Annotated in this window: 18 protein-coding genes; 10 read left to right on the top strand and 8 right to left on the bottom strand. The window is 36.2% G+C overall.

Annotated elements, in window-relative coordinates; all coding sequences use genetic code 11:
- Positions 1 to 7 precede the first annotated feature (7 nt).
- From cmk to D7V20_RS01215, 4 genes are all read left to right on the top strand, one after another.
- Positions 8 to 697 carry a (d)CMP kinase gene (cmk, locus tag D7V20_RS01230; protein ID WP_120382535.1) on the top strand — a complete coding sequence of 230 codons (690 nt, stop codon included), beginning with the start codon at positions 8 to 10 and terminating at the stop codon, positions 695 to 697.
- A gap of 117 nt (positions 698 to 814) precedes the next feature.
- Entirely contained in the window at positions 815 to 2,494 is a 1,680-nt protein-coding gene (rpsA, locus tag D7V20_RS01225) for a 30S ribosomal protein S1 (RefSeq protein ID WP_120382534.1), read from the top strand.
- Positions 2,495 to 2,653: 159 nt separating this feature from the next.
- A complete protein-coding gene (locus tag D7V20_RS01220; protein WP_004720793.1) occupies positions 2,654 to 2,956 on the top strand; it encodes an integration host factor subunit beta in 303 nt (100 codons plus the stop codon).
- A 23-nt stretch (positions 2,957 to 2,979) separates the two neighbouring features.
- Positions 2,980 to 3,345: a lipopolysaccharide assembly protein LapA domain-containing protein gene (locus D7V20_RS01215; RefSeq protein WP_120382533.1), complete on the top strand. Its 366-nt coding sequence runs from the start codon at positions 2,980 to 2,982 to the stop codon at positions 3,343 to 3,345.
- A 108-nt stretch (positions 3,346 to 3,453) separates the two neighbouring features.
- Here D7V20_RS01215 and D7V20_RS01210 read toward each other — a convergent pair whose 3' ends face one another.
- The 4 genes from D7V20_RS01210 to D7V20_RS01195 all read right to left on the bottom strand — a co-directional run bounded on the left by D7V20_RS01210 (position 3,454) and on the right by D7V20_RS01195 (position 8,371).
- Positions 3,454 to 4,512 carry a fimbrial protein gene (locus D7V20_RS01210; RefSeq protein WP_120382532.1) on the bottom strand — a complete coding sequence of 353 codons (1,059 nt, stop codon included), beginning with the start codon at positions 4,510 to 4,512 and terminating at the stop codon, positions 3,454 to 3,456.
- 18 nt (positions 4,513 to 4,530) lie between these two features.
- A complete protein-coding gene (locus D7V20_RS01205) occupies positions 4,531 to 7,032 on the bottom strand; it encodes a fimbria/pilus outer membrane usher protein (RefSeq protein ID WP_120382531.1) in 2,502 nt (833 codons plus the stop codon).
- Positions 7,033 to 7,059: 27 nt separating this feature from the next.
- Positions 7,060 to 7,767, bottom strand: coding sequence for a fimbrial biogenesis chaperone (locus tag D7V20_RS01200; protein ID WP_120382530.1), 708 nt, complete (start codon positions 7,765 to 7,767; stop codon positions 7,060 to 7,062).
- Positions 7,768 to 7,837: 70 nt separating this feature from the next.
- Positions 7,838 to 8,371 (bottom strand): fimbrial protein, encoded by a 534-nt coding sequence (locus D7V20_RS01195; RefSeq protein WP_120382529.1) that lies wholly within the window; start codon positions 8,369 to 8,371, stop codon positions 7,838 to 7,840.
- A gap of 973 nt (positions 8,372 to 9,344) precedes the next feature.
- Between D7V20_RS01195 and pyrF the strand changes: the two genes are divergently transcribed.
- Positions 9,345 to 10,025, top strand: a complete 681-nt coding sequence (pyrF, locus tag D7V20_RS01190) for an orotidine-5'-phosphate decarboxylase (protein ID WP_120382528.1) — start codon at positions 9,345 to 9,347, stop codon at positions 10,023 to 10,025.
- A 157-nt stretch (positions 10,026 to 10,182) separates the two neighbouring features.
- Here the strand turns inward: pyrF and D7V20_RS01185 are convergent, their stop codons facing one another.
- Both D7V20_RS01185 and D7V20_RS01180 read right to left on the bottom strand, forming a co-directional pair.
- Positions 10,183 to 11,091 (bottom strand): lysine exporter LysO family protein, encoded by a 909-nt coding sequence (locus tag D7V20_RS01185; protein ID WP_120382527.1) that lies wholly within the window; start codon positions 11,089 to 11,091, stop codon positions 10,183 to 10,185.
- A gap of 44 nt (positions 11,092 to 11,135) precedes the next feature.
- The gene (locus tag D7V20_RS01180) at positions 11,136 to 12,659 is read right to left on the bottom strand and encodes a flavin-containing monooxygenase (RefSeq protein ID WP_120382526.1); all 1,524 of its coding nucleotides are present in this window, start codon (positions 12,657 to 12,659) and stop codon (positions 11,136 to 11,138) included.
- A 154-nt stretch (positions 12,660 to 12,813) separates the two neighbouring features.
- On the opposite strand from D7V20_RS01180, the gene D7V20_RS01175 reads away from it, so the two are divergent.
- The 5 genes from D7V20_RS01175 to D7V20_RS01155 all read left to right on the top strand — a co-directional run bounded on the left by D7V20_RS01175 (position 12,814) and on the right by D7V20_RS01155 (position 19,216).
- Positions 12,814 to 13,824: an AraC family transcriptional regulator gene (locus D7V20_RS01175; RefSeq protein ID WP_120382525.1), complete on the top strand. Its 1,011-nt coding sequence runs from the start codon at positions 12,814 to 12,816 to the stop codon at positions 13,822 to 13,824.
- A 116-nt stretch (positions 13,825 to 13,940) separates the two neighbouring features.
- On the top strand, positions 13,941 to 15,095 hold the full coding sequence (zapE, locus tag D7V20_RS01170; RefSeq protein ID WP_120382524.1) for a cell division protein ZapE: 1,155 nt from the start codon (positions 13,941 to 13,943) through the stop codon (positions 15,093 to 15,095).
- Between the two features lie 395 nt (positions 15,096 to 15,490).
- On the top strand, positions 15,491 to 17,653 hold the full coding sequence (locus tag D7V20_RS01165) for a malate synthase G (RefSeq protein WP_120382523.1): 2,163 nt from the start codon (positions 15,491 to 15,493) through the stop codon (positions 17,651 to 17,653).
- A 199-nt stretch (positions 17,654 to 17,852) separates the two neighbouring features.
- Positions 17,853 to 18,473, top strand: a complete 621-nt coding sequence (locus D7V20_RS01160; RefSeq protein ID WP_120382522.1) for a 2OG-Fe(II) oxygenase — start codon at positions 17,853 to 17,855, stop codon at positions 18,471 to 18,473.
- Positions 18,474 to 18,553: 80 nt separating this feature from the next.
- Complete coding sequence (locus D7V20_RS01155) at positions 18,554 to 19,216, top strand: SOS response-associated peptidase (RefSeq protein ID WP_120382521.1); 663 nt, start codon at positions 18,554 to 18,556, stop codon at positions 19,214 to 19,216.
- 10 nt (positions 19,217 to 19,226) lie between these two features.
- On the opposite strand, the gene D7V20_RS01150 is transcribed toward D7V20_RS01155, so the two are convergent.
- Together D7V20_RS01150 and D7V20_RS01145 are read right to left on the bottom strand one after the other, a co-directional pair.
- A complete protein-coding gene (locus tag D7V20_RS01150; protein WP_120382520.1) occupies positions 19,227 to 19,691 on the bottom strand; it encodes a MarR family winged helix-turn-helix transcriptional regulator in 465 nt (154 codons plus the stop codon).
- Between the two features lie 147 nt (positions 19,692 to 19,838).
- Positions 19,839 to 20,153, bottom strand: a complete 315-nt coding sequence (locus tag D7V20_RS01145) for a hypothetical protein (RefSeq protein WP_120382519.1) — start codon at positions 20,151 to 20,153, stop codon at positions 19,839 to 19,841.
- Between the last annotated feature and the right edge of the window lie 360 nt (positions 20,154 to 20,513).

Below are 20,513 nucleotides of genomic sequence, written 5' to 3'. Positions count from 1 at the left end.
AAATACAATGACAATTCAAATTATCACGATCGACGGTCCTAGTGGTTCAGGCAAGGGGACACTTGCTGCCAAACTTGCAGCACATTATCAATTCCATTTACTTGATTCAGGTGCGTTATATCGTTTGCTCGGATTGTCATTGCATCAAAAAGGCTTTTTGGATGCTTTGGATGATGAAGCTACACTTCAACAAAGCGTTACAATTACAACAAATTTAGATATTGTCTTTAAAAGCTCAGAATCGGGCACGCAAATATTGCTCGATGGTGAGGATGTAACCCAAACAATTCGTACAGAACGCGTGGGTGAGTTTGCCTCAAAAGTTGCTGCAATTCCTGCACTTAGAGCTGCATTGGTCGATCGTCAATATGCATTTGCACAAGCGCCAGGCTTGGTTGCAGATGGTCGAGATATGGCAACAGCAATATTCCCACAAGCTCAAGCCAAGATTTATTTAACGGCTTCTGCTGAGTCTCGTGCTGAGCGGAGAGTAAAACAGTTGCAGGCTATGGGGCTGGATGTTAAAATAAGCGACATTTTAGCAAATATACAAGCTCGAGATAAGCGAGATATGGAACGCACTGTCGCTCCACTCAAGCCAGCAACTGATGCGTATATAATTGATAGTTCAAATTTGAATATTGATGAAGTGTTTCAGTTAATGACTGATTATGTCGACTCAAAATTAGCTAACTAACGAATATTTAACCAAATATTAACAGAAGCATAGCTTGATCAGTCTATATGGACTATGTGGATGTTTAACTAAACCGGCCTTGTCTGATCCAAGACCGCTGACTTTACTAGGTATATCATGACCGAATCTTTTGCAGCCCTCTTTGAAGAAAGCGAATTAAACCTCAACGTTGAAAAGGGTGCAGTCATCCAAGGTATCGTTGTTAGTATCGATTCTGACTGGGTAACTGTAGATACTGGCCTTAAATCTGAAGGCGTTGTATCACGTGCTGAATTCTTAAACGAACAACGTGAACTTGAAGTTCAAGTTGGCGATACTGTTGATGTTGTTGTTGAAGCGCTTGACAACGGTATGGGTCAAACAGTTTTATCACGTGAAAAAGCGAAACGTGCTGAGACTTGGACTAAGCTTGAAAAAATCTTTGAAGACGGCGAAATCGTTACTGGTGTTATTTCTGGTAAGGTTAAAGGCGGTTTCACTGTTGACATCGGTCCAGTTCGTGCATTCTTACCAGGTTCATTGGTAGATACTCGTCCTATCCGTGATACGACTCACCTTGAAGGTAAAGAGTTAGAGTTCAAAGTAATCAAACTTGATGCTAAACGTAACAACGTTGTTGTATCTCGTCGTGCTGTTATGGAAGCTGAATCTTCAGCTGACCGTGAAGCATTACTTTCTCAGCTTGAAGAAGGTCAAACAGTTACAGGTACAATTAAGAACCTTACTGATTACGGTGCATTCGTTGATCTTGGCGGTATTGATGGTCTTCTACATATCACAGATATGGCTTGGAAACGCATCAAACACCCTTCAGAAGTTGTTGAAGTGGGTCAAGAAGTTACTGTTAAAGTACTTAAGTTTGATAAAGAACGTAACCGTGTATCTTTAGGTCTTAAGCAATTAGGCGAAGATCCTTGGTTAGCGATCATGAACCGTTACCCTAAAGGTTCTATCGTTAAAGCGCGTGTAACGAACTTAACTGACTACGGTTGCTTCGCTGAAATCGCTGAAGGCGTTGAAGGCTTAGTACACGTTTCAGAAATGGATCATACAAACAAAAACATCCACCCATCTAAAGTTGTTCAGATTGGTGACGAAGTTGATGTTATGGTTCTTGAAGTTGATGAAGAGCGTCGTCGTATTTCTCTTGGTATCAAACAAACTCGTGCGAACCCATGGGAAGAATTCTCTAAGTCACACGACAAGGGTGAAAAAGTTTCTGGTACGATCAAGTCAATCACTGACTTCGGTATCTTCATCGGTTTACCAGGCGGTATCGATGGTCTAGTTCACTTGTCTGATATTTCTTGGAACGAACAAGGCGAAGATGCAATTCGTCGTTACAAGAAAGGTGACACAGTTGAAGCAGTTATCTTATCTGTAGATGCTGAAGGTAACCGTATCAGTCTTGGTATCAAGCAATTGAACAACGATCCGTTCAATGACTTCTTAGCTGCTAACGAACGTGGTGCGTTGGTTAAAGGTACAGTAACTGCTGTTGATGCTAAAGGTGCGACTGTTAAGTTGGCTGACGAAGTTGAAGCTTCTTTGAAAGCATCTGAAATCAACCGTGATCGCGTTGAAGATGCAACTAAATTCTTAGAAGTGGGTCAAGAAGTTGAAGCTAAAATCATCAATGTAGATCGTAAATCACGTTCTATCAATTTGTCGATTAAAGCGAAAGACGAAGCTGAAGAGAAAGAAGCAGTTGCTAACTTGAAAACAACAACTGCAAATGGTCAAGAAAACGGTCCTAAGACGATTGGTGACTTGATCAAAGCGCAAATGAACCACTAAGTTATTGTTAAGAAGTATTATTTAATGTAATTAATTAATATTTTTTATTCAAATACTGTAAAAGGTAGCGTAGTATATGATTACTGCGCTACCTTTTTGTATTTAAAAAGGATATTATCTAGTGTATGTCAATTAGCATTAAAATTAATGAGGTCATAAATGACAACTGAAGCACTTAATAAGTCTGACTTAATAGAAAGAATTGCTCTTAAGAATCCACATTTAGCAGAGCCTTTAGTTGAAGAAGCTGTTAAGATCATGATTGACCAAATGATAGCATCATTATCTTCGGATGATCGAATCGAGATTCGAGGGTTTGGTAGCTTTGCATTACATCACCGTGAACCACGTGTAGGTCGTAACCCGAAAACAGGTAAATCTGTAGAAGTAGCAGCAAAAGCTGTACCACACTTTAAACCTGGTAAGGCGCTACGTGACGCAGTAAACGAGTCTGCCAACTAATAAAAAATTCGAATGGGGTAATTATGCGTTTTATCTTAGGGCTACTATTGGTAGCGGTGTTTGTTTATTCACTGGCATTGGTGCTGATCAATGGTACTGAATTACCTGTAGACTTATGGTTTACTCAAGTTCCTGCTATGCGCTTAGGTTTATTGCTTTTGCTGACCTTAGCGATTGGTATTGTTCTAGGATTGCTGATTGGTGTTCAAGTTTTCCGCGTTTTTCAAACAAACTGGGAAATTCGCCGCTTACGTAAAGATATTGATCATTTGCGTAAGGAGCAAATTCAGACTGCACAATTGGCAGCAGCCGAAGCCGCTGCAAGTGTACGTCATGAAAAGACGGTATTAGATATACACGCTCAAGATAAAAACTCTAATCCTCTTTAATCACTGTGCTAACAAAAAAACTCCTTATTGGTGAAAATAAGGAGTTTTTTGTTTATAACAACTAAAAAAACAGTTTTATTCAGAATGATTGATAAGCAAAATTATAGATTAATCATAAACAACATTGAGATAAGCTTGAGCATGAACGGTTCCGGGTGTGACTTTATTGTTGGTTCTGACGTAATTAGCTTTAATAATGTGTTGAATAATTGACGACGTATTCATATTTCCAAATGTCCATTTATTTGTTGTTTCAGATTGGTTGGGATCTAAACTGATAATATTATTATTTTGATCACGTAGACGTATTCCTACACCTGTTGCGTAACCTGCACCAGTTTGATTTTGTAATACATTGCCTGCATTGGACTGATTGAGTGTATCTGTCATATAGGCTTTGATTTCACGACCACCACCATTATTTAAATTTGCACAGTTGATGCTTAATGTTGCTGTATTATTACTTAAAGATGTTTCACTGTCTGGTAGGCCTAATTGGCGAATACTGACATCAGGTAATGAGATTGTGTAATCCGTTGGGCTCAGCGTACAAGTCGTTTCAGTGATATTGACTGTTGCATTAATATAAACGGGAATAGGATTACCTGCTTGGGTACCATCACTTACTCTTTTTAAACTGATGGTTGCTATTCTGAGATTGCTTAGATTGATCGTTGTTGGGTATGAGGTCATGGCAGCTGTTTTGGGTAAAACATAAAGTGTGACTCTTATTTTTACCCCATGTGAATCACCAGCATAGCGATAAAGAGGAGTTTCCACGGTACTGACTACTTTTAGAGTGGCTGCCATGGGAGCGTCACCCATTTCTACTTTGACACCAAGTGAAGGATAGCCATTTAAGCGATAAACATCTGTGCTGAATTGTGTAACATTATTACTAAAAACAGCACCAAAAACAGTACGATCGACTCCCACAGTACAAGGAGAGTAGACATTAAAAATCCTTGAATCTGACGTAACTACGCCGCGTGATGATGTATTGGATTGAATGGAACTGGTTTCATATTTATTGATATTAGTAGTCGTTGCAGACATTGTTGGCATGGTATAGCCACCAGTAAAATTACTTCCTACAGTACAATTTGCAAATGCAGAATAACTTGCAGGTAGGGTAAATAAAGCAAATAAAAATTTATATTTAAACATTCAACTGCTCCAATGATTCTATTTGCATACAGTGCTAAAACTAGCAAAAGGGATTTGATGCTGACTTTGTTTTAACATTTCATCTGAAATATTAAATTGGCAAGTATTTGAATTATTCCAGTTGATGCTATAGGTTCCAGCTTTAAGGCTGGAAATAAAAATTTGCTGACCTTGCCCAACGCTAGCAACCACATGATTCGATGCATCTAACACTTGAGCACCCATTGGAATGACGGAATCATGATGTATGAGTTCAATTAATGCTTTATTGCTTTTCAATGCTTTAAAATCGACTAAAATACTGGCATTAGATTTAGGTATGACCTGTAGTTCTGTAGCATTCACTTCTGTATTTAAAGGAATGGTATTCGGATTTAAGGCGATACTATTATATTGATACGGATTTAAGTAGGGGAGAATCGCATTTCCCCAACGGTCAACTTTGATATTGTTACCACTTAATAGACTGATCCCTTCTAGTCCTTTTGCATGAATAATTGCATAAGTATCATTTAAATCATTGCTTAAAGTGATACCGTGTCGGTGAGCGACAATTGCGCCTTGAGCTTGAACTGAATATTGGCGTTGTGCATCAAAATCTGTGGTATATGTTGATGCCAAATAAACGGGGCTGGTTTTATAACTTAATGAACCACTCAATAAGTCTGTGTTTTTACTATTAGAATAATTTATATTGTAGCCAAGTTGTTGATTTTCACCCCAACTACCAAATAAACCAATTTGATTGGTATTGAGTGAATTATTATCTGGGTAGAGTTCACTGCTTAATCGAAGATTACTAGTTTGCTTCTTAAATGACAGTGGAATGTTTACATTCAAAAAGTATTGAGTATCTTTGTCGGATTGGTATTGGTCATTTTCGGTACGTTGTAAGCCAAAGTAATAACTGATGCCTTTGTAGTTATTGCTATAACTAAGCTGCAATGAGTTTTGTTTATTGTCTGCGTGCCAGAATTTATATTGTGAATAATTGACTGACAATGCACCATAGGATTGACCTAAGTTTTGTGTCAATTGGATGTAATTTGAGGTTTTTGGGCGACCATTCAGTGCAATTGAGAATGCATTATTTTGTGTATAACGACTTTGCATGGCCTCATCAAATGAATAATATTGGTCATTGTTATAATATGAACTATTGATACTGATATTGGTTTTTGCACCATTCATAGCAAGGTTGTAGCGCATATTTACAAGAAAGCTATCCAAATTTTGATTGGATTCATTGAAATCAGCCTTTACATAATTTCCTTCAAATGCAAAACCACCAATCTGTGTATTAAGTGCTGTACCTAGGATAAAAGATTGATAATGTTTGCTGATAAGTCCAGCACTGCTCAGTGACATAAAATTATTCAGACCATAATCAAAAGATGCATTGATTAATTGTTCATCATAAGCTTTATCATTTTGACGGAAACTGCCTAGCGCAAGCTGATATCTAAATTGATCGGCGCGTATGGTTTGTATGTAGCTGTTATATGGTAAATCAAAGCTATGAGTTTCACCATTGGCTTCAACGACATCAACGGTTAATGTGCCGCCTGTACCTGGTGTTTGTAGATCTGTAATATTAAATGCACCAGCAGGAACGGTACGCTCTAGAATAATCTGTTGATTTTGACGTACACGAACAAGGGCATTACCCTTGGCATAGCCAGTAATGTTGGGTGCATAACTTTGTAGAGAGACGGGCAACATGCGATCATCACTGGCAATTTGCACGCCACGAACAGCAAAGCTTGAATTACTATTGATTGTTTTAGTATTGGTATAAAAATCACCGAGAGTCAGTTGTGATTTGATACTTGGTAAAACACGCAAGAGTTTATTTTCATAACTGACATATTGTTCGGTGTTATTTTCATTGCTAAAACTGGTACTGCCTGAATGACGGAATTGCCATTCACCTAAGTTAACTCCAGCATTCAGATTTAAAAAGCTCGAGTCTTGTTGATTATTCTGACCATAATCAGAATTGTAATAGTTGTAGTAATATTTTAAAAAACCACTATTGCCGCCATCTTCCCATAATGATGGATCGATGTAGCCTAAAGGTCTTTCATTGAGCATATTTTGAGGGCTGGTAATATTAACGCGTTGCTCAGCCATATTGAGCTTCCAAAAAACCACATGATTCATTAGACGAGTGTCGATACAGTCGGATGTGACTTGATCTAAATCAATCAACTTGGTATTGAAATCTAACTGCTTCACAGTATTTCTAGGAATACAATAACGCTGCTTCTGAGGGTCGTTAGGATCATCTGTAATATGCACAACAGAACGGGTGATATAGCGATCATTTAAATAAAGATCAAGAATATAATCATTGGGAGCAACTTTATCGCTCGAAATTATTTTTTCGATATCGATATTTTTACTATTTTGACCGTATAAGAAACTATTATCAAATTGAGGAGATTGCGCAACAACATTTTGATGACAAAGATATAAGCTTAGCGCTAAAGCACTATATCTAAGTTTTAAATGTTTCAAAAAACAGTCTCCAATTGAATAGGGGGGTTAAAAGGTCTTTTCGATTGTAAAGAGTGAGCCATAGTCATTGATAAAAGAAAGCTGTACAGATTTAGCATTCTCTAAATGATCAAGATTGATTTGTTGTTTGGAAAAGGGTTCTATATAAGTGAGTGATGTAATTTCGCTCAGATTGCTATTTTTTAAAACCAGATTAGATTTACCAAAGTTTAAGTAATACGGTGTCGGGTTGTTAATCTCTAGACGATTGCCCATACGTTGCACTTGAACTTTTCCAAAAGCTTGTTGCTGTTCAATTTTAAGCCCTGTTGGTCGATAAAAAAGTTTTAAGCGGCTACGAATCGCGAATTGTAAATAATTAACGTTCTCTGCTTCAGGTTTAGCAGGGATATCAAGGACATTCAACCAAAATAAACTTTCTCTGTCAGTTGCAAGTTTTTCTTTTTGATTAAAAATAACACGTAAAGATTGTCCTTTATTGGCATCAACGGTTGTAATAGGAGGGGTGACAATAAATGGCGCTTTGGTTGTTGTAGGATCTGCTGTGGAATCTTTGGTATCTACCCAAGACTGAACTAAGGCAACTTTATCACCAACATTGCTTAACTGTACCGATACAAACTCTTTATCACTTGGATAAATCACACGCGTACCTGTAATTACAATACCCGCTTGTACAGTAGAAAATATGCTAGATAACATTAATAATGATGAAGTTAGAAGTCTTTTGTTCATTTCAAATCCTTGTAGAAAGCATAAGTCTGCTATTTAGCAGACTTATGTATGTTTTGAAAGTACAAATTTATTATGGATAAACCACATAATATGTAGCTGTAGTGCTTACATCACCAACAGTTGCAGCAGAAACAGCAGCAGTTGCATAATAACGAGCGTAGAAATCAATATTAGCAACACCACCAGATGATGCAACAGCTAAAGCACCTTGAGTTCCACGATCTTTAGTTAGATCAATGACTGCTTTTGTAGAGTTTAATAGTTGAATTTCTACATTTGAACCGCCTGCAATCGTATTTTTTAAGCGGCCATTTGTAGTGATATTTGTATTGGTGTTGTCATAATATACACCAATATTGCCAGTAGGGCAGTTGGTTAAGTTAATCGTGAATTTAGTGTCACCAGTGGTTGTACCAGCAGTTGCCAAAGTTGATTTACCAACTGTAGGTAAAACGACAGTATAGTTACCATTTGTACCACCAAGTGTACAAGTTTGATCTACTACTTTACCCGTAATCGTTACAGTTCCATCAGGAGCAGCGAAAACAGTAGAAGATGCTAAACCAAAGCTGATTACCGCTAAGCCTAATTGAAATTTTTTCATGGAGATTCTCTCAAAAATAATTGAACAGTTCCTCATTCACATATTTCTAACAAGGAATTTTTCTGTTTAGAGCTAAACATTTCATGCCTAATATAAATTTTTTCTGACGAATGGTAATAAAAATTGTGATAAAAATCACTTTTTTTGTTAATAGGCTAATTTATGTCTGGTAATAATTGTGGTAATGTAAAAATATTGGTTGAAATAATGTAATAAATACAAATATATAATTATATTTTTTAATATATTTTACCGAATTATAAGTTTTAAAATTTACTATTAAATGAATGACAAAAAATGTCAGCTTTTGCCAATTTAATCACGGAATACTTTGAAATTGAATTTTTATTTAGATTTACTTAATTGTTAATTAATGATTTTTAAATAAAAATTATTAAGGTATTAAATAAAACAATAATATTTGAAAACATTTTCAGCTTATTATTTATTCATTTTATCGTTTTCTGAGTCAGATTAATTTAAATACATTAAATGATTATTTTTTATTATATATTACAAAAATATTTAGAGTAATTATTCTAAGTAATAAAGTGTAAACATGAGTAAAAGAGAATACATTTATGCAAAAAAGAGTCTGTATTATCTAGTTTTTTTAGTGGATTAATATAGCTTTTTGTTCACTTGAGTTTTTATAGACTTTTTGAGTAAGTCGAATGGTGATCAGCATTTATTGATAACCGGAAATTCCCTTTTGTTTAAAGGAATGAGCATTATTACGTACAACAAGAGGGAGAGGGTTTATATGATAATCCTTCATCCTAACCTTAACCTGAGCCTTATATGGCTCAAGAGAAAGGGCTTTTAATATTAATTTCTGATCATTTTTTGACTTTTGCCGGATATCTGATGAATTTATATTTAGCGATAAAATGCCTGAATCCTATGTATAAACCTTTGTACCAGCCTTGAAAAACTTTATAATGTGCCATCTTTTTGTGATGGAAGTAGACTCTTGAGTATCATTGTTGCCTTGGATGCTAAAAGCCAATATGACGCATTAGCAATTGCTGATCAACTTGACCCATCACTCTGCCGTTTAAAAGTAGGCAAAGAACTGTTTACGCATGAAGGCCCTACGGTTGTTAAAGCCTTACATGACAAAGGCTTTGAAGTTTTTCTCGATTTAAAATTCCATGATATTCCAAACACAACAGCTCAAGCCGTATGTGCTGCGGCAGACTTGGGGGTATGGATGGTGAATGTTCATGCATCTGGTGGCCGTAAAATGATGGAAACCTGCGTTGAACGCTTAAAGGCTGGAAATTATAAGACGCAACTCATTGCAGTGACTGTTTTAACCTCAATTGGGCGAGAAGATTTACGTGATTTAGGTCTAGATATTGAACCCTTTGAACAAGTAAAGCGTTTGGCAAAATTGACCCAAGACAGTGGTTTAGATGGTGTGGTATGTTCTGCACAAGAAGCAAAAATGCTACGTCAAGATTTAGGCCAAGATTTTGCTTTAGTGACCCCTGGTATTCGCCCTGAAGGCGCTAATGCAGATGATCAAAAGCGTATTGTGACGCCTAAACAAGCCATGCTTGATGGCTCTACACATTTAGTGATTGGTCGTCCAATTACGCAATCTACAGATCCTAGTCAAATGCTGAAAGATATTTTAGCGACCTTATAATTTTTGAAATATTTCTTTTAAGTAGAAGATTTTATTTAAAACGAAAAATAGGATAATTTTTCCTATTTTTCGTTGCTAATTTTTGATTAATTCGCGTTGTTTGATTTTAAGCTTAACTAGGTTAGAACCTAAAATTGAAAGAATGACGAAAAGTGTCTTATAAAGCGGCTAAAATGCTGACGGCGATGGGAGCAAGTACAGAAAGTACAAATCCACTGACCATCGCATGTGGAATAAACGCATTACCACAGGCTTGTTTAACCATTGGTAAGGTGACATCCATTGCTGTTGCACCTGCTGAAGAAATGGCTGAGCGAGGATAACGCCAACCAATTAAATACATAAACACTATCGCAAAAATTTCTCTAAATAAATCATTCATTAAAGCAATGCTACCTAACTGAGCATTCTTGAGTTCGGTCACGACGATCCCAGTCATAGAATAGAAACCATAACCTTGTGAAAGCATAATCAAGTCTTTTAGACTAATACTCTGGATAAAGAAAGAAACAAAAATTGCACCAAGAATTGAGCCAATAATACAAGCGATGGGTACGAGTAAAATTTTCCAATTTAACCATGAGCGGTCACGTGGGGAATAAGCAAGATCGAGTCCAATCAAGAACATAAAAATCAGTAACAAATTCCAAGTACTGATATGTAAAGTATAGTGAAATAGGTTGAATAACTCAGCCAGTCCATAACCTGCTGCAAGTGCAAGAAATGCATAACTAATATTCAATAAAGATTTCGTGAGCAATGCTACTGAAACTTTACCTTGAGACGGTTGGTAGCCTATGCCTTTAAACAGCAGATAACAACATAGAAATGCGCCAATTGAAGTCGCTATTGAAATGATGAGGGCATTGCTCAAGATAATGGAAGGGTTGGCAATGCTATGAATAGTTTGAGAGAACTCAATCGCAATTGCAATTAAGAGAATATAGGTAAAATAAGGCAGAATTTTAAAAGCAATGCTTTCTAGCCATTGCGGCAAACGTCTTGCCAACATGAAACCAATGAATAAGCAGAACAACAGTTGGAAAATCAGCCAAAGAGATTGCATAAAAATATGTAGGTATGAGAATACCTACATATTATAGACAAAGTTTATGCGACGCGGGATGTTTTATGCTGGATTTGTTGATTGCCAAGTAATTGAAAATCTGCAGGATTAATTTTACGGGTCTTTAGCCAATATTTCCAAGTGTAGGTTGGCCAAAGTGCAAAGTTTTTACCTCCATCTTGTTGATACCAACTGACACAGCCCGATTGCCAAACTGTTCCTTCTAACATGTGTTGCACATGTTGATTATATTGGTCTTGAACTTCAGGTTTGACAACAATCGCTTGCGTTGAGGTCTTATTGACCATTTGTATAAGTTGTAAAATGTAATTGACTTGTGATTCGATCATAAAAATTACAGAGTTATGGCCTAAGACAGTATTGGGGCCAAGTAACTGAAACAGATTTGGGAAGCCTTTGGTACTGATACCCAAATAGCTTTCTGCACCATCTTTCCATGCTTGTTTGAGCTCAAGTCCGTTTTCGCCATAGCATTCAAATGATTTTAGATAGATGCGTGGGTCTGTGATAAAGCCAGTACCGTAGATGAGGCAATCGATAGCGCGTTCTTCACCATTTTTAAAGATGATACTATTTTCGGTTAATTCCTGAATTGCATCTGTAATCAATTCAACATTTTCACGATTAAAGGTAGGGTAATATTTATTTGAAATTAAAATACGTTTACAGCCCATGACGTAATCTGGAGTCAGTTTTTGAGCAGTATTTTTATCTTTCACTTGAAATTTAATAAATGCTTCAGCGAGTTTTTGACCATATTTCATAATTTGCGGTTGTACAATTGGGACAACTCGCGACTCGTTTGACCAATAAAGACGTGCACGATGTATTTTTCTAAACCAATCAAAACGATTAAATAACTTCTTATCAAAAGTATGATAACGACGTTCATCACGTGGAATGACCCAAGCCGCGGTTCTTTGTAATACATAGAGATTTTTTACTTTATCAGCAATTTCTGGAATGTACTGAATGGCACTACCGCCTGTGCCGATAGACGCCACATTTTTATCATTTAAATTATATCGATGGTTCCATTGTGACGAATGAAAAACTTCACCTTTGAACTTTTCAATGCCTTTAATTTTTGGAATTTGTGGGACATGTAATGGCCCAGAGGCAAAAATAACAAATTGAGCCTGTATTTGTTGATCATTTTTTAAGGTTAAATGCCAATTTAAATCATTTTCATCGTAGCGTGCGCTGACGACTTCTCGATTAAACTGAATATATTGCTTTAAATGATACTCACGCATTAAATCTTGAATATAGTCAAAAATTTCAGGCGCTTCCGCATAACGTTTTGACCAATCGAGTTTTGGAGCGAAAGAAAGAGAATACATGTGAGATTGCACATCACAAGCTGCACCCGGGTATTGATTTTCACGCCAAGTCCCGCCGACATCGTTGGCTTTTTCTAAAATAATAAAGTCATGGATATTGGCTTGAATTAAACGTATAGCCGTTGCTAATCCCCCAAAGCCAGATCCTATAATTGCGACTCGAGTGCTTTGAATTTGTGCAGTTTTTGTTTGCGTTGCGCCCATTGTTATAAACTCAGTGTGCTTTAATTTTGCATAGATTAATTGAAATACACATTTAGAATAATGATTGCCTTGACATGAATATTGATATATTCGGCAATTTCCAAAACAGGCTCTTTATAGTAAAAAGTGGGTGTAATCTATATTTGAAGACAAGATGAAACGATCAATACTCGGCTTGATGTACTTAATTCACGGTATGCGTAATGCAGGAATAGATGTGGATTCACGACTTGAGAGTATTGGTATTCAAGCGGATGCTTTAGACCCAAGTTCTATTATTCACCCAAGTCTAGAGTGGGATATCTTAAAAGTTATTGGTGAAAATGTAGAGCCTGAGACAGGTTTATTTATTGGTCAGCATTATTCTCTTGCAGGTTATGGCCCTTTATTAATGTTGTTGGTGACTTGCAATACTGTTTATGACGCCATTGAAAAGGGGATTCAATATCAAGGTTTAACCTATCTATATGGTGTATTGGGTATTGAAAATAGTGAACATCAAATTGCTTTAACCTATCAACCGATCGATTTAGATTCAGAAATGGGAAGATTAAGAGCGCAATGTGAAATATCAGGTACGCATAAGTTTTTAGATGATATTTATAAAATGATGGGGCTGACTGCACCAAGCGTTCGAATAGAGTTACCTTTTGCACAGCCTCAAGATGTAGAAGTATTAAAGCAATACCATGATTATTACGGTTCAGATCTACACTTTGGATGTGAAAAAGCATCATTTTGGATCAACAATGATGTGATGCAACTTAAAATACCTTCGGCAGATCCGATTACACATCGGGTGTATGAAGTGAAGTGTGTAGAAGAATTAGCACGTTTAAATGCAGAAGAAGAAAAAATACCTGCCTTGATTCAACGTGTAAATGATTATTTGGAGTTACAACAAGGTGTTATTCCTTCAATGGCAGCAGTTGCCCAAGCTTTAAATTTGCCAGAACGTACATTACGACATCAGCTTCAACAATTGAATACCAGTTATAAGCAGATTCGAGAACAGCTTATAAAAAATAAGGCCTTACGACTTATTGAATATAAAGAATATTCAATAGAGGTAATTGCTGAGTTGCTGGGGTATTCCGAACCTGCAGCATTTAATCACGCTTTTAAACGGTGGTTTGGGCAAAGCCCAAGGCAGTATGGTAAATAGCCTGCGATTGTATGAAAAAGATGATTTATTATTTAACCTAGATTATGCCAAAGTTTTATTTATGCAAACTAAATATTCGATATAATCTTCCTAGCCATTAAAAGTACCTTAGCCATATGTTAGATCAAAATTCAACGAGCAATACTGCATTTTCTCCCGTATCACCCGCAGAACGTTATGCTAAAGCTTTATCTTCTGGACAATTTTTACCAGATGATGCGCAGGCACATGCAGTGCATGAGTTGGAGCGTGTATGGCAAGAATTGATTAATCGGTATAAAGCTTCGAAAAAAGCATTCCGTCGTTTTAGACGTCAAACTGCACCTCGTGGTGTTTATATGTGGGGCGGTGTAGGGCGTGGTAAAACATGGTTGATGGATCAGTTTTATGAGTCGATACCGTTTCGTCGTAAAACCCGTATGCATTTTCATCACTTTATGCAATATGTGCATAAAGAATTAAATAAACTTGCAGGGCAACGTAATCCACTTGATCTTGTGGCAGATCAAATTTACAAAGAAGCTGTGGTGATTTGTTTTGATGAATTTTTTGTATCTAATGTAACCGATGCCATGATTCTAAGTGACTTATTTCAAAAGTTATTTACTCGCGGAATTACCTTGGTTGCGACATCCAATATTGCACCAGATGGTCTCTATAAAAATGGGATTCATCGTGATCGTTTTATACCAACCATTGAAATGGTCAATACGCATTGCGTGGTTTTAAATGTCGATGCAGGTGTGGACTATCGTTTACGCGTACTGAAACAGGCTCAACTATTCAAAACACCATTAAGTGATGATAATAAAGTCTGGATGGCGAAACGTTTCAATGCGCTTACCAGTTCACAAGCGATTTCTGAAGAACCGATTCAGATCAATAATCGTGTTGTTGAAACCATTGGGCATACGGAAGATGTATTGTGGTGTGAATTTAGAGAATTGTGTATGAAACCACGCAGTCCTTCTGATTTTATTGAGATTGCCAATATTTATAATACGGTTTTAGTCAGTAATGTGCCGCATTTAACCGATACGCTTTCTGAAGGAACACGCCGTTTTATTTATTTAGTCGATGAGTTCTATGATCGTGGTGTGAAGTTATTGTTAACCTCGGAAGATTCAATTATTGAAATCTATGAAGGTGAGAAACTTGCTTTTGAAATTGAGCGAACACGGTCTCGTCTACTTGAAATGCAATCAGATGAATATTTGCAGTCTGAACATCGTTTGATTAAAGATTCAGGTGAATCGCAAGTCGAATTATAGACATTCTTTCATACAGAGAAGCACTCAAATGAGTGCTTTTTTATTTATAAATAGACAATAATTTTAAACACAATTGTCCGTTTATTTTATCGACATTTGGTTGTATTCGTGGCTTAATCTTTGCACGAGGAAATAAAGTGTATTTAAAAAATGGATCAATTGGCATTTATTCGGCACTTTCGTCTAATTTCGACATTTTAAAAACTTTATACACTGTAAAAACAATCCAAGTTGATGATATTGTCTCATTTTTAGTCATTATTTTTAGAATGAATGCATGCATTTATTTCAATTAAAATGATCACTATTTAGCAATGTGATAATACTATTCAGCATGATTTAAATCGGTATACTAGAAACTCTTGTTATAAAAAGTAGCAATATCAGGAAAGACAATGACTGCACGTATTCAGAAAGGCAAGTTAGCGATTGCTAAAGAACTTTACGATTTTATCGAAAATGAAGCACTACCAGGTTCTGGTTTAGACAGTGAAACTTACTGGAAAAACTTTGAGCAAGTTGTTGTCGATCTTAGCCCTAAGAATAAAGCGCTTTTAGCTAAGCGTGATGACATTCAGGCTAAAATTGATGAATGGCACCGTAATAATAAATTTGAGCTAGAAGCTTATAAAGCTTTTCTTAAAGAAATTGGCTACTTAGTACCAGAAGTAGAAGATTTTCAAATCAGCACAGAAAATGTAGATGAAGAAATCGCATTGTTGGCTGGTGCGCAATTGGTTGTACCTGTGCGTAATGCACGTTACTGCTTAAATGCTGCAAACGCACGTTGGGGTTCGCTCTATGATGCACTTTACGGCTTTGATGTGATCTCTGAAGAAGGTGGCGCAGAAAAAGGTAAAGGTTATAACCCAGTTCGTGGTGATAAAGTTGTTGCATTTGCTAAAAACTTCTTGAATGAAACATTCCCGTTAGCGAATGGTTCACATGCAGATGTGACTAAATATGCTGTAGAAGGCAAAAAGCTTGTTGTAACCTTAAAAGATGGTTCAACATCGACTTTAGCAAAAGAAGCACAATTTGTTGGTTTTAATGGCGAAGCGTCAGCTCCAACAGAAATCGTTCTATTAAATAATGGTTTGCACGTTATTATTGAAATTGATCCGAATAGCCCAATTGGTAAAACGGATGCTGCTGGTGTTAAAGATTTAGTTCTTGAAGCTGCTTTAACAACGATTCAAGATTTAGAAGATTCGATTGCTGCTGTAGATGCAGAAGAAAAAGTTGAAGGCTACCGTAACTGGTTAGGTTTAATGAAAGGTACTTTGCAAGAATCTATCGAGAAAAATGGTAAAACCATTACTCGTAGTTTGAACAAAGATCGCACTCATAAAAACCTCATTGGTGGTGAAACGACGCTTCATGGTCGTTCTTTAATGCTTCTTCGTAACGTTGGTCACTTGATGACTAACCCTGCAATCCTTGTAGATGGTGCTGAAATCTACGAAGGTATCATGGATGCATTGATCACGCCATTGTTGTCTTTTGCAGATATTAAAGGCCAAAACGAAAACAAGAACTCACGTAAAGGTTCTATGTATATCGTGAAGCCAAAAATGCATGGTCCTGAAGAAGTTGCGTTCGCCGTTGAATTGTTTGAACGTGCAGAGCAAGCATTGGGCTTACCAGCAAAAACGTTAAAAATTGGTATTATGGATGAAGAACGCCGTACATCTGTAAACTTGAAAAACTGTATTGCTCAAGCGAAAGACCGTACAATCTTTATCAATACAGGGTTCATGGACCGTACTGGTGATGAAATCCATACATTTATGGAAGCAGGCCCATTCGTTCGTAAAGGCGAAGTGAAGTCTCAAACTTGGTTCCCAGCATACGAAAACCGTAACGTAATGATTGGTCTTCAAGCGGGTTTACGTGGTAAAGCACAAATTGGTAAAGGTATGTGGCCTAAACCAGACATGCTTTTAGACATGTATAAGACTAAGATTGAACATCCAGAAGCAGGTGCGAGCTGTGCTTGGGTTCCATCACCATCGGGTGCTGTAATTCATGCAATCCATTATCACCAATGTAATGTTTCAGCTCGTCAACAAGAGTTATTGAAAACAGAAGCATTATCACTTGATGATTTGTTAACGCCACCGTTAGCAACAGATACAAATTGGACTGATGAAGAAAAAACTAAAGAGCTTGAAAATAATCTTCAAGGTATTTTAGGTTATGTGGTTCGTTGGGTTGATTTAGGTGTAGGTTGTTCGAAAGTTCCAGATATCAACAACGTTGGTTTGATGGAAGACCGTGCAACTTTACGTATTTCTTCACAACACGTTGCGAACTGGTTACGTCACGGAATCGTAAGCAAAGAACAAGTTGAAGAAGTGATGCAACGTATGGCGAAGATTGTGGATGAGCAAAATGCTAATGATCCAGAATATACAGCTATGGCGCCAGCATTTGATGGTTATGCATACCAAGCAGCTTATGATTTAGTATTTAAAGGTGGTGAACAACCATCGGGTTATACTGAACCATTATTGCATGCTTCACGTTTGAAATTAAAAGGTTATACAGGTGATTAATTTCACTGCTGTATAAAGTCAAAAAGCCTCTTCGGGGGCTTTTTTGTTTTTTAAGTGATATCCAAAAAATCGTTTAAATAAAGCTAATCGGTGTCAGTGGGTGATAATAGAATTTATGTTATGAAAAGAGCAAGATTACTTAAACAATCATAAATCTCTGCTACAATTTAAAAGAATCAATCTTTAAGTTGAATTATAAATGTCATCAATTCTTAAATTAGATGCATTGAAAAATGCTGAAGTTTCTAGCACGCCATATCCTTTTTTTGTTGTTGAAAATGCAATTGTGGATAGCGAAGTACAATCTGTAATTCAGGAATTTCCTAAGATTGAGCAAGGTGGAAGTTTTAATATAGAAGATGTTGAAATTAAGCCTCATTTTGACCGATTCTTAAAATCATTGGATACCCCAGAATTCCGTCAAATTTTGACAGATAAGTTTGATGTGAATGTGATGGAGCATCCAATGATGATTACTTTACGAGGTTATTCACGTCAAAAAGATGGTCGTATTCATAGTGACTCTAAAAGTAAGCTTTTAACCATCCTGATTTATTTAAATGAATCATGGGATGCACCCAATGGTCGTTTACGTATTTTGAATGATGCTCAAGATATTAATAATTACGTTGCGGAAATCAATGCAGGTCCTGGTTCATTGGTTGCTTTTAAAGTGACTGACAATGGTTGGCATGGTTATATTCCTTATGAAGGACAACGTCAATCAATCCAAATTAACTTTCTTACAAGTGAAAAAGCCAATGCAAAACATAAGTTTTTTCATGGTTTAAGTGCCAAAATGAAAAAGATTTTTGGTTAATTTAGATGGAGGTAAATGTAGATTTACCTCCATTTTTAGAAGAACTTTGATAAAGCTAATCATTAAAATTATTTAATCGTATGTGTGCCAATTTTAAACCGATTAATTTGATGCAAGTTGAGCAACTTCTGTTGCCAATGATTCCATTCGCATATGAAGAAGAAATATTTCCAAGCTTTCAAACACCCTTGCTATTTAAATCTAATCAAGGAATAGAATGGCGTTTGGTTAATTTTGGTTTAATTCCGAAGTGGGCAGAGGATAAAGAGGTTGCTAAGCATACCTACAATGCTCGCAATGAAACAGTCATGGAAAAACCGAGTTTTAGTGAAGCGTTTGCTAAATGTCAGTTCGGTGTCATTCCTGTAAGTGAATTTTACGAATCAAAATATATCAATGGTAAACCACAGCGTTGGGCTGTACGCCGTAAAGATGGTCAAGCATTCTATATTGCGGCGTTGTATGAAATTACCCGATTGAAAAATGGTGAAGTTGTGCGTTCAGCAACGATGCTAAGTATGGATGCCCATCATCACGAAATGATGAAAGAGTTTCATGAGCCTAGAACAGATAAACGTTCCATTGTGGTAATACCACAACAGCGTTTAGAGGAATGGCTGTCATTGAAACAGCCGAATATAATGAGTTTTATTGAAGGATTTCCTGTAGAGGAGTTCGAGTGTTATTATTGTCCAAAACAACGGCATAATAAAAACAATCTACAGATCAATATGTTCGATTAGTTTTTACGGCTTAATGAGAAAGATTTTTAAAAATAAGCTTTAAGCTTTCCATCATTTTTTCAATTTGTAATGGCGTTAATCCATCAAATGATTGTTCAAGTACTACACTCATTAAGTCATTAATTTTCTGAGTCATTTGTTCGCCTGATTCTGTAAGTTTGACCCGAGTAATACGTGCATCATGCTCGCAAGAAAAAGTTTCAACAAAACCCTCTTCTTTTAAACGGTACACGATTTTTGTGGTTGTAGACATTTTAGAAACAATCATTTCTGACAGTTCCGAAACACTGGCATTGGGTTTAGCCTCTAAAGAAATCAAAAGGCGTCGTCTAGAGTTGTCAACACCATATTTCTTTAGGACATGGTCAACGTTCAAAACGTATTGTGCATGTACTTGAGTAATCCAATAATAAGGAAAACTTTCTATATTAAAATTTTCAGCGGTAGGCAAAAATTTTGAATACTTCTTAGTCATTAGGTAACCCTGATTTTTTGTAATTATAGCCAAACTTAAGGCCTAATAATATTTTATTTTGAATAGTTGAATCAATACGTGATTAATCGCTTAAAGTAAAAAAACAAGGAAAATCCATAAAATATAAATTTTCCTTGGAGTATAAACTTAAGTAGAGCCGTTTAGTAAAGACATCGCATATTTGTCTTTATCTTGATGAAACGCAACAATTTGAGCAAATTTAGTTGCTTCTTCTTGCAATAGAGAATGGGTAGCTTTTGTATCTGATAGTTGTGCTGTCAGATCTGCATTTTCAAGAATGACATTGTAGGTCAATTCTTGCTTATTATTCTCTTGCGTAACCATGGCGTTGACCAGTTGCTGTTCTAAGATTGAATCAAAATTGATCTCAGCTCTTATATAGCTTGTATTTGCAATAGCCTTTGAAATTTGGTTAAAAGTCAATGCATTTACACTTGTCATAGCGGTTAATCCTATTCACTTTTAGGTGCTTTAATATTGATAAAAACTAAAGCGACTCAGTCAAAAAGTTCAATAACTAAACAATACTGACTGTGGTCTTATTCTAATGAAAAATTAAGTGCATGAGACTTGGCTTTATGATAAAAAAATTCTGTCGCAATAGTCATAACAGGTGTAGGTTTATTTATTTGTTGTGTGAATATTGTTCTAAGAATCTGAAAATAATCATTTTTAATATTTGCATATACAAGCAAAGTTAAGGATTGATACACTATTCCGTAAGTGTAATAAATCATTACAAAAAATAGGTGATTAACAACCTAAAAATAGCTTTAGTAGATATTATTAAGTCTCGTTTAA

The organism is Acinetobacter rongchengensis (genome assembly GCF_003611475.1).
GTDB classification, from domain to species: Bacteria; Pseudomonadota; Gammaproteobacteria; order Pseudomonadales; family Moraxellaceae; genus Acinetobacter; species Acinetobacter rongchengensis.
The sequence above is the reverse complement of the archived record's forward strand: the minus strand, read 5'-3'. Positions and strand labels throughout refer to the sequence as shown.